15 protein-coding genes are annotated in these 15,462 nt (G+C 42.5%); 9 read left to right on the forward strand and 6 right to left on the reverse strand.

Going from position 1 to position 15,462, the window contains the following annotated elements; all coding sequences use genetic code 11:
* Nucleotides 1-55: 55 nt before the first annotated feature.
* The 3 genes from FB6_RS12690 to FB6_RS12700 all read left to right on the forward strand — a co-directional run bounded on the left by FB6_RS12690 (nt 56) and on the right by FB6_RS12700 (nt 4,233).
* Nucleotides 56-1,210, forward strand: a complete 1,155-nt coding sequence (locus tag FB6_RS12690) for a methionine aminotransferase (RefSeq protein ID WP_174560340.1) — start codon at nt 56-58, stop codon at nt 1,208-1,210.
* A 122-nt stretch (nt 1,211-1,332) separates the two neighbouring features.
* Nucleotides 1,333-2,700 carry an MATE family efflux transporter gene (locus FB6_RS12695; RefSeq protein WP_217427344.1) on the forward strand — a complete coding sequence of 456 codons (1,368 nt, stop codon included), beginning with the start codon at nt 1,333-1,335 and terminating at the stop codon, nt 2,698-2,700.
* A gap of 162 nt (nt 2,701-2,862) precedes the next feature.
* Nucleotides 2,863-4,233 (forward strand): LLM class flavin-dependent oxidoreductase, encoded by a 1,371-nt coding sequence (locus FB6_RS12700; protein WP_174560341.1) that lies wholly within the window; start codon nt 2,863-2,865, stop codon nt 4,231-4,233.
* Between the two features lie 145 nt (nt 4,234-4,378).
* Here FB6_RS12700 and FB6_RS12705 read toward each other — a convergent pair whose 3' ends face one another.
* The gene (locus FB6_RS12705; protein ID WP_174560342.1) at nt 4,379-5,200 is read right to left on the reverse strand and encodes an ABC transporter ATP-binding protein; all 822 of its coding nucleotides are present in this window, start codon (nt 5,198-5,200) and stop codon (nt 4,379-4,381) included.
* A gap of 32 nt (nt 5,201-5,232) precedes the next feature.
* A complete protein-coding gene (locus FB6_RS12710; RefSeq protein WP_174560343.1) occupies nt 5,233-5,448 on the reverse strand; it encodes a TOBE domain-containing protein in 216 nt (71 codons plus the stop codon).
* A gap of 336 nt (nt 5,449-5,784) precedes the next feature.
* Between FB6_RS12710 and FB6_RS12715 the strand changes: the two genes are divergently transcribed.
* A complete protein-coding gene (locus FB6_RS12715) occupies nt 5,785-6,267 on the forward strand; it encodes a hypothetical protein (RefSeq protein ID WP_368034421.1) in 483 nt (160 codons plus the stop codon).
* Nucleotides 6,268-6,669: 402 nt separating this feature from the next.
* Here FB6_RS12715 and FB6_RS12720 read toward each other — a convergent pair whose 3' ends face one another.
* Nucleotides 6,670-7,518 (reverse strand): SDR family NAD(P)-dependent oxidoreductase, encoded by an 849-nt coding sequence (locus FB6_RS12720; RefSeq protein WP_174560345.1) that lies wholly within the window; start codon nt 7,516-7,518, stop codon nt 6,670-6,672.
* 233 nt (nt 7,519-7,751) lie between these two features.
* Between FB6_RS12720 and FB6_RS12725 the strand changes: the two genes are divergently transcribed.
* The 3 genes from FB6_RS12725 (at nt 7,752) to phoR (ending at nt 10,774) form a co-directional block, all read left to right on the forward strand.
* On the forward strand, nt 7,752-8,465 hold the full coding sequence (locus tag FB6_RS12725; RefSeq protein WP_174560346.1) for a TetR/AcrR family transcriptional regulator: 714 nt from the start codon (nt 7,752-7,754) through the stop codon (nt 8,463-8,465).
* Nucleotides 8,466-8,679: 214 nt separating this feature from the next.
* Entirely contained in the window at nt 8,680-9,390 is a 711-nt protein-coding gene (gene phoB, locus FB6_RS12730; RefSeq protein WP_174560347.1) for a phosphate regulon transcriptional regulator PhoB, read from the forward strand.
* Between the two features lie 25 nt (nt 9,391-9,415).
* Nucleotides 9,416-10,774, forward strand: a complete 1,359-nt coding sequence (gene phoR, locus FB6_RS12735; protein WP_174560348.1) for a phosphate regulon sensor histidine kinase PhoR — start codon at nt 9,416-9,418, stop codon at nt 10,772-10,774.
* Between the two features lie 47 nt (nt 10,775-10,821).
* Here the strand turns inward: phoR and FB6_RS12740 are convergent, their stop codons facing one another.
* From FB6_RS12740 to FB6_RS12750, 3 genes are all read right to left on the reverse strand, one after another.
* Nucleotides 10,822-11,469: a glutathione S-transferase family protein gene (locus FB6_RS12740; RefSeq protein WP_174560349.1), complete on the reverse strand. Its 648-nt coding sequence runs from the start codon at nt 11,467-11,469 to the stop codon at nt 10,822-10,824.
* A gap of 100 nt (nt 11,470-11,569) precedes the next feature.
* Nucleotides 11,570-11,968, reverse strand: coding sequence for an OsmC family protein (locus FB6_RS12745; protein ID WP_174560350.1), 399 nt, complete (start codon nt 11,966-11,968; stop codon nt 11,570-11,572).
* Between the two features lie 37 nt (nt 11,969-12,005).
* Complete coding sequence (locus FB6_RS12750; RefSeq protein WP_174560351.1) at nt 12,006-12,953, reverse strand: pirin family protein; 948 nt, start codon at nt 12,951-12,953, stop codon at nt 12,006-12,008.
* A 332-nt stretch (nt 12,954-13,285) separates the two neighbouring features.
* Here FB6_RS12750 and FB6_RS12755 point away from each other — a divergent pair, with 332 nt between their 5' ends.
* Together FB6_RS12755 and FB6_RS16605 are read left to right on the forward strand one after the other, a co-directional pair.
* On the forward strand, nt 13,286-14,545 hold the full coding sequence (locus FB6_RS12755; RefSeq protein WP_174560352.1) for a GGDEF domain-containing protein: 1,260 nt from the start codon (nt 13,286-13,288) through the stop codon (nt 14,543-14,545).
* 204 nt (nt 14,546-14,749) lie between these two features.
* Complete coding sequence (locus FB6_RS16605; RefSeq protein WP_254592242.1) at nt 14,750-15,262, forward strand: hypothetical protein; 513 nt, start codon at nt 14,750-14,752, stop codon at nt 15,260-15,262.
* The last annotated feature ends 200 nt before the right edge of the window (nt 15,263-15,462 follow it).

Genomic DNA, 15,462 nt, shown 5'->3' on the forward strand with positions numbered 1-15,462 from the left:
TCTGGGGAACTTGCTGTTACACTCGAAAGCATAAAAATATTCAAGAGTTCGGGTCATGATTGACATTCATTCCAAACTACCGGCACAGGGTGTCACTATTTTCAGTGTGATGACTGCGATGGCGCATCGCCTGAATGCCTTAAATCTCTCCCAGGGTTTTCCCGACTTTGCAGCACCTCCTGAGCTTTTGAAAGCCCTAAGCCACGCCACTTTAGAAGGTTTTAATCAATATGCCCCGGGTGATGGGCTGCTTTCCCTGCGCGAACAATTGGCGCATCAATTTTTAAAACGCGATCAATTGGTGATTGACCCGCTGACTGAAATTACCATTACCCCCGGCGCCACCTTGGGGATTTTTGTGGCCATTCAAGCCCTGATTCATCCCGGTGATGAGGTCATTATTTTCGATCCCAGCTATGACAGTTATGCACCCAGCGTACAATTGATGGGAGGAAAAACTGTTCATCTTGCCCTGACGGCACCGGATTTTTCCGTGGACTGGAACCGGGTGAAAGATGCCATCAATGATCATACCCGCATGATCATTGTGAATACCCCGCACAATCCCACCGGCGCCATCTGGTCACGTCAGGACTGGTTAAATTTAATTGAACTGATTCGCGATAAAAACATTGTCGTGCTGTCCGATGAAGTTTATGAACATCTGATCTATGATGAACAGAAGCACTATTCAGCGCTGGCTTTTCCTGAATTGCGCGATCGTAGTATTGTGGTGGGTTCATTCGGCAAAACCTTCCATGTTACCGGCTGGAAAACCGGTTATTGTGTGGCTTCCCCCGAACTGATGAAAATCTTTCGCCAGATTTACCAGTTTGTCAGTTTCTGCGGCGTGACCCCCATCCAGATGGCGCTGGCGACCTTTATGCAGCAGCATCCTGAGCATATTGCAGGACTGGCAGAGTTCTATCAGGATAAACGTGACCTGTTTAATTCGGGTCTGAGTAACTCTCGCTTTTATTTTAGCCCTTCGCAGGGCACCTATTTTCAGAACCTGAATTACAGTGCTATCCGCCCAGATCTGGATGATGTCGCGATGTGTAAATTTCTGGCTGAACATCATGGTATTGTTGCCATTCCGGTATCGGTTTTTTATCAGCAGCCACCGGAAAATTTACGCCTTATCCGCTTTTGTTTTGCCAAAAAAGATGAAACCCTAGAACAAGCTGCTGCCATTTTATCGGCTGTCTGAGTTCATGATTGCTCCATCAAATTCAGCCTTGGTTACGGAAAAACTAAGGCCTGTTTAAGCGAACTCAGGTAGGCTTAATCCTTAAATCCAAAAGATAAAAATATATACTTACAGGACGTTTCATGCCCCAACATCAACCCTTGGTCAATCAACAAAAACTCTGGAAAACATTTTTTATTTTCCTGTTGCCGCTGATTGTCACCAATATTTTGCAAAACCTGTCTGGAACTATTAATACTGTTTTTGTCGGGCAAATGATGGGCGTGAATGCGATTGCCGCTGTTGCCGTATTCTTTCCGATTCTGTTCTGTCTGATGGCTTTTGTGATTGGTTTATCAGCAGGGGCAACCGTGCTGGTGGGACAAGCCTGGGGCGCGCAAAATATCGAAAAGGTGCGTTGTGTGGTCGGTTCGACCCTATTTATGACGCTGATTGGCGGCAGCATCATTGCCCTGTTTGGCGTGCTATTTTCCAGACATATTTTGTTGGCCTTGGGTACAGATCCAGAGGTGATGCACCTGTCCTTGCCTTATGTGCAGTGGATGCTGGCAGGTAGCCCGCTACTGTTTATCTATATTATTTATACCTCGATTTTACGCGGTGTCGGTGACAGTACCACGCCACTGATTGCTTCCGGCATGACCATTATCATTGGCTTGTTCGTGACTCCGGTGCTGATTGCCGGTTATTTCGGTTTTCCTAAAATGGGCATTGTCGCTCCTGCAATTGCGACCGCGATTGGTTATCTTGCCGTGCTGATCTTTTTGGCTGTGTATTTAAATAAAAAGGATCATCCGCTCAAACCTGACCGCCATCTGTTAACACATATTCGCCATCAACCTGAACTGAGTCAAATTATTCTGCGCTTAGGCATTCCTACCGGCATTCAGATGATTACCACTTCAGTTGCGGGGTTAGTTATTGTAGGTCTGGTCAATCGCTATGGTTCACACGCCACTGCAGCCTATGGTGCTGTTAATCAGGTATTGAATTACATTCAATTTCCAGCACTTTCCATTTCCATTGCCGCCTCCATTTTTGCCGCGCAGGCAATTGGCGCCGGCAAATCTGATCTACTGGCCAAAGTCACCCGCACGGCTCTGGGCATGAATATCCTGATTACCGGTATGCTGATTACATTAGGCTATTTGTTTTCAAAATATCTGATGGCACTGTTTATTACCGATGCTGATGTGGTAGTACTGGGTCAGCAATTGCTGTTTATTGTGCTGTGGTCCATCCTGTTTTTTGGTGCCAGTGCAATTTTTGCCTCCATCATGCGGGCCAGTGGCACGGTAACAGCACCTATGCTGATTAATATTGTCGCAATTATTGGCATTGAAGTGCCTTGTGCCTATCTGTTCAGTCAATGGTGGGGTTTAAAAGGTATTTGGTATGGTTATGCCTTAGCCTTTGTCTGTCTGTGTATTCTACAAGGTCTGTATTATCAATTGGTCTGGAAGAAAAAAACTGTAAAAGCCTTAATTTAAAAAATAGCCGGGCGTTTCAAAAGTGCATGCTAATCGAGATAAATAGCCTGCAATTGGCTTATCCCATATTCCTTATAAAGATTTAATTTTATCGTATTTTTCAAGTTTTTGATTCCTTGTTATAAATCGGTTGAAAATAAATGATGATAACAAGGCAGGATCATGGCTAAACGACAAATTAAACTGGGTGCTTTTATTCCAACCACGTCGCAACATGCAGCAGGCTGGCGTCACCCACAGTCTCGTCCACACGATCATCTAAGCATTGATTACGCCATTGAACTGGCAAAAACAGCTGAAAAAGGCTTATTCGATGCCTACTTTCTGGCTGACGGTCTCGCTGTAAACTGGAGTCACGGCGCATCCAAACACAAAAGCAGTATTGGCTACAGCGACAAAGTCGTTGGTTTCGAGCCGGTGACCTTATTTGCAGCCATTGCTGCCGTGACTAAAAATATTGGTTTTATCGCCACTGCATCCACCACCTATGAAGAACCGTATTTACTGGCTCGTAAATATGCATCCTTAGACCATATCAGCAAAGGTCGTGCAGCATGGAATGTGGTGACCACCATTTCTACCGATACCGCGCGTAACTTTGGCTTTAGTGCCCATCCGGATGCCAAAGTCCGTTATGAACGCGCCGACGAATTTATTAAAGTGACGCAAAAACTGTGGGATTCCTGGGAAGATGATGCGTTTCTTTATGATAAACACAGCGGTCAATTCTTTGATGCCAGCAAACAACATGAACCCTTGCATAGCGGTAAATATTTTAATGTACAAGGTGCATTGAATGTCCCTCGCCCACCACAAGGTTATCCGGTCATTGTACAAGCCGGACAATCGGAAGATGGCCGTGAACTGGCTGCAAAATACGCCGAAGTGATTTTCACTGCCCAGCAAAGCCTGAGCGATGCTCAAGTCTTCTACCGAGACGTAAAAAGCCGTTTAGCCAAATATGGCCGCCATGCCGATGACCTGAAAATCATGCCGGGCGTTTCAGTTTTTGTCGCAAAAACCGAACAGGAAGCACAGGAAAAATATCAGTTATTGAACAGTTTAATTCATCCGGATGTTGGCTTGGGTTTATTGTCCGGTCTGGCAGGCAATATCGATTTATCCCAATTTGATCTGGATGCACCTTTTCCAAAACTGGACGAGACCGAAATCAATTTTACCAGCCGTCAGCAAATGATGATTGATATTGCACATAAGCATCATTTCACCATTCGTCAGCTGTATGAATATATTGCCTCTGCGCGAGGTCACTGGACCCTGATCGGAACGCCGGAACAGGTGGTGGATCAATTGCAACAATGGTTTGAAAATGAAGCTGCCGATGGTTTCAATGTCTTGCCACCGTCGACTCCGGCAGGCTTGAACGATTTTGTTGAGTTTATTGTGCCGGAACTGCAACGTCGTGACCTGTTCCGTAGCGAATATGAAGGCACCACCTTACGCGAAAATTTGGGTCTAAAACGTCCCGAAAACCAGTATGCTGTCAAAAGCAAAGTCGCTCAAGCTTCTTAAGCTATCTACCTACCTCCTTTGCAAAAAGGAGGTTTTTTTAGATAAATTTTTTGCGATTGATTAATCAAGAAAAGAGCTGCTTGTGAAACGCCTCAACTGCTAGCCATTCCTCATGGATAGCAGGCTTTTAATTTACAGATTTGTATTACCAGGCAAACTGATAATCGGCAAACTGTTTTGGTTTGGAATTAATGAGCTGGTCTTTGAATGGATCGCTAAAATCCAGCAGGATATTATTTTTAATATTGGTCAAACGTACATCTTCACGCTTGCGCGGATGAGCGACTGGCACCGTGACAATCCGTTTGATCCGTCCCGGATGTGGCTGCATCACCACCACACGATCACCTAGAAATACCGCTTCTTCCACATCATGGGTGACAATAATCATGGTGATTTTTTCAGCCTGCCATATACGCTGTAATTCATCTTGCAGGTTCTGACGGGTCAAGGCATCCAGAGCGCCAAAAGGTTCATCTAGCAATAAAATTTGTGGACGATTAACCAGACTGCGGGCAATGGCCACACGCTGGTTCATGCCTCCGGACAGCTGCGATGGATAGGCATCTTTAAACTTGGTCAGCTTGACCAGTTCCAGATGCTCATCAATCAAAATATCTTCTTCGGCACGGCTCAGTTCGCTTTGATGCAAGGCCACACGAATATTTTCTTTGACACTGAGCCATGGAAATAAACGGTGATCCTGAAAGACGATGCCGCGGTTCAGACTGGTTCCCGAAACCGGTTCACCATCAACCAGAATTCGCCCCTGATACTGGTTTTCCAGCCCGACCAGCAAGCGTAACAGTGTCGATTTACCACAGCCGCTGCTACCGACAATACTAATAAACTCTCCCGGTTGAATGTCGAGGCTAATATCTTCTAAAACCTTAAGATCCTGATTATTCTGACTTGGATAACTCTTGTTTAATTGCTGAATAGATACAGCACCTGAATGATCGGTCATGGTCGAATTCCCTTGTTTAAGCAAGCTGCTGATTAAAGTTTGGCCAATGAAACTTCGGTCGACTTAATCAGTACCACCACTTCAGAACCGACTTTTAAATCCAGATCTTTGACAGATCGTGTACTAATAATAGAGGTAAAAATACCGGCTTTGGTTTCTACATTAACCTCAGAAACAACGCTACCTTCTACGACTTCTTGAATAACGCCTTTAAATTGGTTACGGACATTAACGGATGTGATTGTCATTATAATTACTCTGTTGTTTATAATATCTTCAATATAAAGTACTTTAAGCAGATTATTTATCTTGATTTAATATTTAGTTATCGCTGCTGTATTTATCTTTTATTCAGATAAATATTTTCTTTTATACCTTATAGACCAGACTGATCATCAAATACCGATTTATTATTTATCTTTTAAATTTAATTCTTTCATGATGACTAGCATTTTAATATATAGCAATAAAAATCATGACAATACTGAAGCATCTCTATATGAGTCCGACACGGCATGCTGAAAAAGCCGCCGCCACGTTATAACGACACCTTCTCCAAGGTTTTGCTGGAGCGTATTTAGCAGATTGCAGCTAGTGAAGCCAACACTTTGATAATTGGAGAAACCCGTACAGAAAAAGAACATGTTGTCCGTCAAATTCATACCTTGAGCCACTGTGCCAAAGCGCCTTTTTTTCCGGTACGATTGATACCCGGATTGGCTGGCTTGAAGTGGCGCATAACGGCACGCTATTTTTATTCGAACCTGCAAAATAATACGCCTTATCTTGGCCAGCGTAGCCCCGCAATCGAGCCGAAAAATGGCTTCTCTTTCAACTCAAGTATTCACAATATTCAGGATGCCGAGCAGCTTTTACAATTGAATTTTCACCGGCTATTTCAGGCTGCACAGCAGCTCCCTGAACTAAATATCAATGAACTGATTGAAGCACATTTCATTCGTAGCGCCTATGAATACTGCCAGTATAATCAAGTTCATACCGCACGCCTCTTAGGCGTAACCCGCAATGTCATCCGTACTTGCTTATTAAAATATGGCCTGCTTTAATCGCTTTTAAATTATTTTTATTAAAATAGTAGATTGATCCATTAAAAATAATGATATTTAATTTTAATATATACCTATTATTTTAAACAATTAAACCAGATTAAATATATAAACCATAAAAAATTCAATTTAAGTTTATTTTTTATATGCAAATAAGATAACAATATTATTTCTTCTTTCACTTTAAAATGATCATTAAAAGCAAAAAAATTCCGCCCCGTACCAAAACATAAGTATTCATTGGCTGAATGAATGGGAAATCATGAAATACTTGGATAAAGCACCACATAATCGATGCCCAACTCTTCCAAACCGCCATTTAAACCCTGAGCATTCGTTTCAAAAGGCAATCATCAGAGCATAAAAAACCCGCTTGATGCGGGTTTTTTAAAATTAATACGACTAAGAAGTCTGATTGCTTTTATTGCTCAATTTGGTCGCAAACGCCGTCACTTTTTGATAGCCGGTCGGCAAAATACGCTGAATGAGATCCAGCGTTTTTGCATCGTTACCAATCAATAGACGACGCTTGTCTTTTTGCACCGCTTCTAAAATTTGGCGCGCCGCTTCTTCAGGTGGGCAGCGTAATAATTTGTTGAATGACTTGGCCGATTTTTCCGGATGCATGCCTAAAGTCCGGATACTGTCATTCATTTTGGCTGCATTGGCAATATTGGTACGGATACCACCCGGATGAACACATAATGCACTCACACCGCAATCTTCCAGATCCAGCTCCTGACGCAAGGATTCGGTAAAACCGCGCACTGCAAACTTGGTCGCATTATAAGCCGACTGAGTCGGTTGAGCGGTTAAACCGAACAGACTGGAAATATTGATGATATGACCTTCACCCGACTGCTTGATTAAAGGCAAAAATTCTTTGGTGCCATAGACCACACCCCAGAAGTTGATATTCACAATCCATTCCAGTTCTTCGTAAGAAGCGCCTTCTACTGTTGAACCTAGTGCAACGCCGGCATTATTAAAAATCATATTCACTGAACCATGATTTTGTACCGTTTCAGCAGCCCAGGCACGAACTTCTTCTACATGAGCCACATTCACTTTTTTCGTAGTTACCCGTACATTGCTGTCTTTGACCAGCTCAACGGTGTTTGCCAAACCTTGTTCATTCACATCACTCAAAGACAAATGACAACCTTGTTTAGCCAAAAGTACGGCCAATTGTTGTCCAATACCCGAACCCGCGCCGGTAATTGCTGCGACTTTATTTTTAAAATTTTTCATGACCAATCCTTATTCAGTTTGCTAGCTCACCCATCTCATCCTATGCATTGTTTTTCTGTGATGCTGATGAGTCGTTGACTCCTTCAATATAATTTTGACAATAATCATTGTCAATATAATATCCGATGAATCCTGTCTGGAAAAAACCGTTCAGCTTTGTTCTGGCATAGGTCTGAGCTTAAATTGTTGTTAATATAGGACAAAACCGATCATTCAATTGGCACACGACATTTATGACTGCACAGCGCGAAACTATTGAAGAAAAACAAAAAAAATCGTCTAAAACCAAAGAACGTCAATTTAAAGGCTTGTCTTTAACTGAACGTAAACAGGCACGCCGTGAAAAACTGATTGAAGCCGGTATTGAAGCCTATGGTACACATGGTTTTTTTGCGGTCACAGTCAAAGACATTTGTAATGAAGCCAAACTAACCGAGCGCTATTTTTATGAATCCTTTAAGAAAAGCGAAGATCTGTTTCAAACCATCTTTTTAAAGCTGATTGACCAGTTACAACACAACGTCATGCAAGCCATCATGCAGGCTTCCACCGACCCAAAAAAAATGATTGAAGACGGCTTAACAGCGCTGCTCACCACCCTCAAAGAAAATCCGCATATGGCGCGGATTATCTATATTGATGCCATGCTGGTGCAAGAACTGCATAATCAAGCTACTATTCATGAAACCATGACGCGTTTTGATCGGATGATTCAGGCTTTTGTCATGCTGATGATGCCTCATCTCGACCGCTCGGAACATGAAATTTCTTTAGTCGCCACCGGGTTAAATGGTTACGTGACCCAAATTGCCATTCGCTGGGTCGTCAACGATTTCAACCAGTCCATGGAAGATGTTTTATCTTCTTGCAGTATCGTATTTTTGTCTCTGCTGAATACTTTTTCAGAAAAAGAAAAAAAAATTAAAAAAGAAGACTCATCGTTATGAATAGGCTGAAATATTTACAAGACATTGAATTAAATATATTTATATGACTGATTTTTTTAAATTCTTAAATGAATGTCATAAAAATTGTCACAATTGTTTGCGAAAATCGGCAGATAGCCCTTTTCTGCAATGATACTGTCATAATAAATCTTTGTAATAAGCCTGTCATAAATACAAAACGGCCCACCGTTACCATCAAATAGGATATTGCGTTGTGAAAGATGACTATATATTAATCGTCGATGACGAACTTCCCATTCGAGAGATGATTCATACTTCTTTAGATATGGCAGGCTTTCAGTGCTTACAGGCTGAAGATGCAAAACAAGCCCACCAAATGATTGTGGATCAACGTCCTGCGCTTATTTTATTGGATTGGATGTTACCCGGTGGCGTTAGCGGAGTGGATCTGTGCCGCCGCCTGAAACGCGATGAAACCCTGTCTGAAATCCCAGTGATTATGCTGACGGCTCGCGGTGAAGAAGATCATAAAGTTCAAGGCCTGGATGCCGGTGCCGATGACTACATGACCAAACCTTTTTCTACCCGCGAACTGGTTTCACGTATTAAAGCTGTGTTACGCCGTGCCAATGCCTTAAGTGGCGAAAAAACCATTGATGCCAATGGTCTGGTGCTGGATCCAGTGAGCCAACGGGTAAGTCATGGTCAAAATATTTTAGATATGGGACCGACTGAATACCGTTTACTGGCCTTTTTCATGACTCATCCGGAACGTGCCTATACGCGCGCTCAATTGCTGGATCAGGTCTGGGGTGGTAACGTATACATTGAAGACCGTACCATTGATGTCCATATCCGTCGTTTGCGTAAAGTGCTGGAACCTTTTGGGGCAGACCGTTATGTACAGACAGTCCGTGGCACAGGTTATCGTTTCTCAACCCGCGCAGATGTCGCATTAGGCTAGTCGTTTTCTAGGTAAATCTTGTTTTATGTATGAACCCTACCCCGTCCCTGAACTTGCACGAGAACATAAACGATTCCGCTACAGCAGTTTATGGACTTTTGCCAAACAAGATTTACGTCTGCTGGCCTTTTTACTGCTGATTGCAGCGTTAATTGGCTTGGGGGTTGGGTATTTCTGGATTTTTATTTTAATTGCCTTTAGCGTGTTCTTTGCCTTGCAACTGCGTTCACTGTATCTGGTCAATGAATGGATTTCCAACCGTCCTTACGATGTCCCGCCCAATCTGGATGGCATCTGGGGCGCATTACTGTTTAATGTCTATCGTGCCCAGCGTCAGGAACGGATTGTTCAGGCAGAAATGGTCGGCCTGATTGATCGGGCGCAATCTTCACTGGTGGCGCTGGCGGAAGCGGTGGTGCTGATTGATGAACTGCATCAGATTGAATGGTGGAATCCGGCCGCTGAAAAACTACTGGGCATTCAACCTCTAGACCGAGGCCGCAATATTTTAACCATTTTGCGTCAGCCCAGTTTTATTGAATATTTCAACAATATTGATCAGGCTCCCGATGGCCTGAAAATGAAATCTTCCGCCTTTGAAGACCATTATGTCCAAGTCAAAATGACCCGCTTTGGCGGTGAAAGCCGCCTGTTGGTGGCCTATGACGTAACCCGGATGCATAATCTGGAACAGATGCGCAAAGACTTCGTCGACAATATTTCCCACGAATTGCGCACCCCGCTTACCGTCCTCAGTGGCTATATTGAAACTTTTACCGATCAGGAAGAGTTAAATCCACGTTGGAAACGTGCTTTCGATCAAATGCAGGCACAAACCAAACGCATGAATGCGCTGGTGAATGATCTATTGCTGTTGTCGCGTCTGGAAAATGACAAAAAAATTGCTAAAAATCAGATCATTGAAATGCCAAGTTTAATGAATCAGCTGTTTGATGATGCTCAGGCTTATAACGTGGACTACCACCATACCCTGAATCTGGATATTGACAGCCATTGTGACCTGATCGGCTCGGACATGGAGCTGGCCAGTGCCTTTAGCAACCTGATTACCAATGCCATCAAATACACCCCTAAAGGTGGCACCATTACCATGGGCTGGCATGATGATGGCGAACACGGCATCTTTACCGTGCAGGATACCGGCATCGGCATTGACCCTAAACATCTGCCGCGCCTAACTGAACGGTTCTATCGTGTTGATAGCGCGCGTAGCCGGCAAACTGGCGGCACCGGTCTGGGTCTGGCCATTGTCAAACATGTGTTGATGCAACACGGCGCACATCTGGAAATTGAATCCAAAGAAAATCAAGGCTCGACCTTTAAAGTGATTTTCCCCAAAGAACGTCTTTACAAGCTAAGCTAGTCATATGCGCTATCTCATCCTTGTTGTGTAAACCCAACAGCATAAAATTAAGCCAGATTTTGTTCTTTAAATTTGGCACGCTGAAAAGCCGGTCGCTCGGAAAGACGTTTGATATAAGCACTAATGTGAGGATATGAACCCGATGTTCTGGACTGTAGCGCATCTAAAGGAAACCACATCTGAATATCGGCAAAAGAAAATTCTCCCGCAACATAGTCATGCTTGGATAAGTAATCTTCCAGATAGCTAATATGATCTTTTAAACGCGGGTGAATAAACCCGGACTTTACTCCTGCAGTAATCTTTTGCGCGACCGGTTTAATCAGCCAGGGCACATGTTTAGGTACATTGCTCATTACCAGTTGCATCACCAATAAAGGCATCAGCGAACCTTCGGCATAGTGCATCCAGTAGCGATACTGATGCTGATCCTTTTTATTCTGTGGTTTAAATTTCTGTTTTTCATCATAGGTTTCTTGCAGATATTGCAAAATAACAGCGGATTCGGCAATGGTTTGATGATCATCCGTCAACACAGGCGCTTTCGCCAGAGGATGCACCAGTTTTAATTCAGGTGGCGCGGCAAAAGTCGGTAAGCGTTTATAAAACTTCACCTGATAATCCAGAGCCAGTTCTTCTAAGGCCCATAAAATCCGGAAAGAGCGAGATTGATCTAAGTGGTGCAGTGTAATCATTATTTTTCACCTTGATTTTTTATACGCTGACTATAAACCCAAAACCTAAAAAAATGACATCCTGTATGCTACAAAATGTCATTTCGAGTTCTTGATCAGCTTAAAGCAGAACCGTATTAATTTCTAAACTGCGTAACAAGGTCTTGGTCACAGGCGTTTTACTGCTAATGTCCAACATCTTGTCTTTTAATTCATCCGATAATGGCTGGGCAAAAGACAAACGCCGTTCAATCCATTCTTTGCCTTCTTTATTGGCATTAAAATCTGCCTCTACCGAAAACTCGCCCAGTTCTATTCCTTTATGACTGGCATACATGCGCAGCGTAATCATGGTACAGGAAATCAATGCTGAACAAAGCAAGTCATAAGGCGCAGGCCCGCGGTCCTGCCCACCAAAGGAAGCCGGTTTGTCGGTAATCAATTGATGGGTTCCGGTTTTGATCTCCCCCGCCCAAGGTTCGGCCAAGCTACGTACTTCTGCAGTTGCAATGATTGCCATAAGTCAAAATCCTGAATTTTATAAGTTTATTTTATGGTTATTTAGAGGGACGCATTTTATCTGGAAATGCCGGCGCTTCTAAGCGTGGCCCCGGATAATCTGGAATGGTGCCAAAGCGTTCATCCTGACTGATCCAGTGATCCCGCGCTTTACACAGTTCTTCCTGCGTCCGGCCGACAAAATTCCACCACAGCAGAATAGGTGACTCAAAGGGTTCTCCACCCAGCAATAAAACGCGGCTGCCCTTATGTAAACGGATTTCAATTTCCTCTACACCCGGCTCCAAAACCACCATATTGTCTTCATTCAGTTCATGCGCATTGACCTCCGCTGAACCTTCCAAAGCCATCAAACCATATTCAAATTTTGGATTCAGTTTAATTCGGGTGGTGGTGGATTCCTTGGCGGTGAGATCAACGCCCAGCAATTCACTATGTACTTCTACCGGAGATTGGGTTTGTAAAAATTCACCCACTAAAACCGTAAATTCAACCTGATCTTTTTCCACCACCGGCAATTCTGGATAATGATCAAAACGTGGCGCCATATTAATTTTGTCATCTGGCAAGGCAATCCAAAGCTGAGCCGCATGCATATGGGTTTCCGTTTCCGGTGCGACTTCGGTATGGGAAATACCATAACCTGCTGTCATCAAATTGACCTGCTTGGGACGAATCAGCTGTTTGGTGCCCAAACTGTCGGTATGCATCATGGTGCCTTCAATCATCCAGGTGAAGGTCTGCAAACCGATATGTGGATGAGGTCCAACATCCAGACCATCGCCTTGAGGGAAAGTGACCGGACCCGCATGATCTAAAAAGCACCATGCCCCAATCAGGCGTTTGTGCCGGCTGGGTAAGGCACGTTTAATCACAGTACCCTGCCCAATTTCCGCGCTACGCAAAGGAAATTCCTGAATAAACTGGTTCACGTATTTTTCACAATCGTCCGAATCGGACAGCTCGGTATAGTTGCTATTGGTCATATTGCAATCCTGAATCTCACGAATGAAGCTGCTTTTTATCTTCTGATCTATCCTGATGAATCATATAGGCTCTTGGCTGTTCAGCCTATAGCTAAGTTAATACGCTGAATACCATGTATAGGACAATATCATTTTTGAAATTTTTCTTAATCAAAATCTGTTAGGAGCCGTTAATCCATTTAATATTATTACCCTATTCATATGAATTTTATAGATAAAATAAAATTTGTCACAATTATCCCAGCCAATCCCTGCGTATTTTATATACAAGGTTTTATCCTCAGCATAATATCTCTCCCTTACCAATCCCATAAAAAAAGAGGGGGAATCACATGCCAAAGGAGGAGCCTATTCGTTCGCATAATGATGCAGGGACTCATCAGCTTTGGGAGAATGGACACCCTTATTCGACAGCTGCCATTTTGCCCAAACAGCTGTGCAATATTGAAAATAAAAAAGCCATAAAATACCAATTACAAAACCCGACTACCCTTATTCCAGAGCAATTTCAACAATACTATTTGGACTATCAGAATAAACACCAACGACACTTTTTAAAATGCGTTAATTTGATTGGTCAACTGACCTTTTTATGCTATTTCTTCGTAGATTGGGTGTTATTGCCAGAAGTAGGCATGCTATCCGGGATTATGCGCCTCAGTCTGGTGTTGATAACGGTATTGATCAACTGGCTGGCTTTTCGTTACTGCAAGAATATTAAAGTTTTAGATAGCTTGCTGCCGGTGTACGTGGCTATCGGAGCAGCCGTATGGCTTCAACTTTTGCTTCTATCACACAGCCCGGTTGTGCATACCTACATTTATGCGGCAGTCATTTTTATTCTGTTGGGCAGTTTATGCATACAGGTTTCCTTTAGAAATTCAATTTTTACTTCAGCCTTGATTAGTACGGTCATTTTTCAGGGCGTCATCCAGTTAGTCAGCTTAGAGGAAGTAGCTTTATTCTTTATCATTTATACCCCGGTGCTGCTACTGAGCATGTATATCAGCTGGAATAACACTTTAAACTCTAAACGCAATTTTTTACGTGCATTATTAAATGATTGGAGTTATTACGCCCTAACTGAACTGGCGCATACCGATGAATTAACCCAGCTGAATAATCGCAGACAGTTTATGCAGGTTGCCGAACAGGCGATTCACAAATGGCCTCGCTATAATTTGGCCTGTTTATTGATGTTTGATATCGACTTTTTTAAGAATATTAATGATACCTATGGGCATGATGTCGGTGATGAAGTACTGCGTGTGCTGGCTGACATTGCGCGTCGGGAAATGCGTTATAGCGATGTACTAGCGCGTTTTGGCGGAGAAGAATTCATTGCCTTACTTCCTAACACCACACTGGAAGATGCCATTGCCATTGCCAATCGCTTATGTCGAAAAATTGAAGGCCATCAAATCTGCATTAAAGATAAATTCTTCTTCAATTTCAGTGTTTCGATTGGCGTATCTCAGCTGCAACCGCATCAAAATGACTTGAACCTGCTGATTAAAAATGCCGATATTGCGCTGTATCAAGCCAAGAAAAATGGCCGCAATCAAGTGGCGATTTATACTTGTAAGGATTAAGAATTGTCTTCATCAAATCGGTTTTGCTTATTTTTATAAAAAAAGTTTCATTCGGTTTAATAGCCTATTGCATATTCTTGTCCAATTGGACACTTAATAGTATATCGTACTGGACATAGATTCTTCTTTTAATTGGACACTCTGATTTTCAGACACTCTTTGTATCTAAAACGAAATTTAAATGAAAAAAGTAAAATGATTACTATGAAAAAAACAGTTATTGCACTGATTTACTTAAGTATATTTTTGACAGGCTGTTCCTCGCTTCTTAATCCAAGTATTCAGAATGCACTAAAAGAAGTAAGAACATCGAACTTCCTAAAAAATGAAGATAAAACAAAAACCATCGGTGGGATTGATGCAAACAGCAATGGTGTGCGAGATGATATTGAGGGATATATAAATCTCAAATATGGAAATAACCCCAAATTTGTTAGCGTATATATGCAGTATGCAAAAGAATTACGAAGAAAGCTGACTTTGGCTAGTGATGATCGTGAAGTCTATCGTAGAGCATCACACAAAGTCAGTAGGCAAATGGTTTGTGCTTCGAAAATTGACTATGAAGTTGAGCCTGAAAAAATGTATCGAGACACAATGATCATCTACGCCCTGTCGGTGAATACTAAGCAGCGTAAGGCTGAAAGTAATCGTATTAGCTCATTGGTGAGTGGCATGGTCTTCACATTGCCAACTGAGGAACATTGCAAAAATTAACGAATACGTTTATTAAAATGTCCAAATTAAAGAAGAATGGGTGTCCAAATACTTATTGATTTTGCAGCCTATTCGTACCCTAAAATAAATTGAGTTCTTTTTAGTCGATAGCTTCATTTATAAACAGCACAATAATTCGATATAGACAAATTCATTTTCTTCTATTAAGTATTTAATTTGCAAAAATATAAAAAAGGACG

Source organism: Acinetobacter bouvetii, from assembly GCF_902753875.1.
GTDB classification, from domain to species: Bacteria; Pseudomonadota; Gammaproteobacteria; order Pseudomonadales; family Moraxellaceae; genus Acinetobacter; species Acinetobacter bouvetii_A.

Excerpts from the sequence above, each read along its gene's own strand:
- FB6_RS12710 (WP_174560343.1), bottom strand. The coding sequence starts at position 5,448 with ATGACAATCACATCCGTTAATGTCCGTAACCAATTTAAAGGCGTTATT.
- FB6_RS12745 (WP_174560350.1), bottom strand. The coding sequence starts at position 11,968 with ATGGCAATCATTGCAACTGCAGAAGTACGTAGCTTGGCCGAACCTTGG.
- FB6_RS12700 (WP_174560341.1), top strand. The coding sequence starts at position 2,863 with ATGGCTAAACGACAAATTAAACTGGGTGCTTTTATTCCAACCACGTCG.
- FB6_RS12755 (WP_174560352.1), top strand. The coding sequence starts at position 13,286 with ATGCCAAAGGAGGAGCCTATTCGTTCGCATAATGATGCAGGGACTCAT.
- FB6_RS12690 (WP_174560340.1), top strand. The coding sequence starts at position 56 with ATGATTGACATTCATTCCAAACTACCGGCACAGGGTGTCACTATTTTC.
- FB6_RS12705 (WP_174560342.1), bottom strand. The coding sequence starts at position 5,200 with ATGACCGATCATTCAGGTGCTGTATCTATTCAGCAATTAAACAAGAGT.
- FB6_RS12725 (WP_174560346.1), top strand. The coding sequence starts at position 7,752 with ATGACTGCACAGCGCGAAACTATTGAAGAAAAACAAAAAAAATCGTCT.
- phoR (WP_174560348.1), top strand. The coding sequence starts at position 9,416 with ATGTATGAACCCTACCCCGTCCCTGAACTTGCACGAGAACATAAACGA.
- FB6_RS12740 (WP_174560349.1), bottom strand. The coding sequence starts at position 11,469 with ATGATTACACTGCACCACTTAGATCAATCTCGCTCTTTCCGGATTTTA.
- FB6_RS16605 (WP_254592242.1), top strand. The coding sequence starts at position 14,750 with ATGAAAAAAACAGTTATTGCACTGATTTACTTAAGTATATTTTTGACA.
- FB6_RS12720 (WP_174560345.1), bottom strand. The coding sequence starts at position 7,518 with ATGAAAAATTTTAAAAATAAAGTCGCAGCAATTACCGGCGCGGGTTCG.
- FB6_RS12750 (WP_174560351.1), bottom strand. The coding sequence starts at position 12,953 with ATGACCAATAGCAACTATACCGAGCTGTCCGATTCGGACGATTGTGAA.
- FB6_RS12695 (WP_217427344.1), top strand. The coding sequence starts at position 1,333 with ATGCCCCAACATCAACCCTTGGTCAATCAACAAAAACTCTGGAAAACA.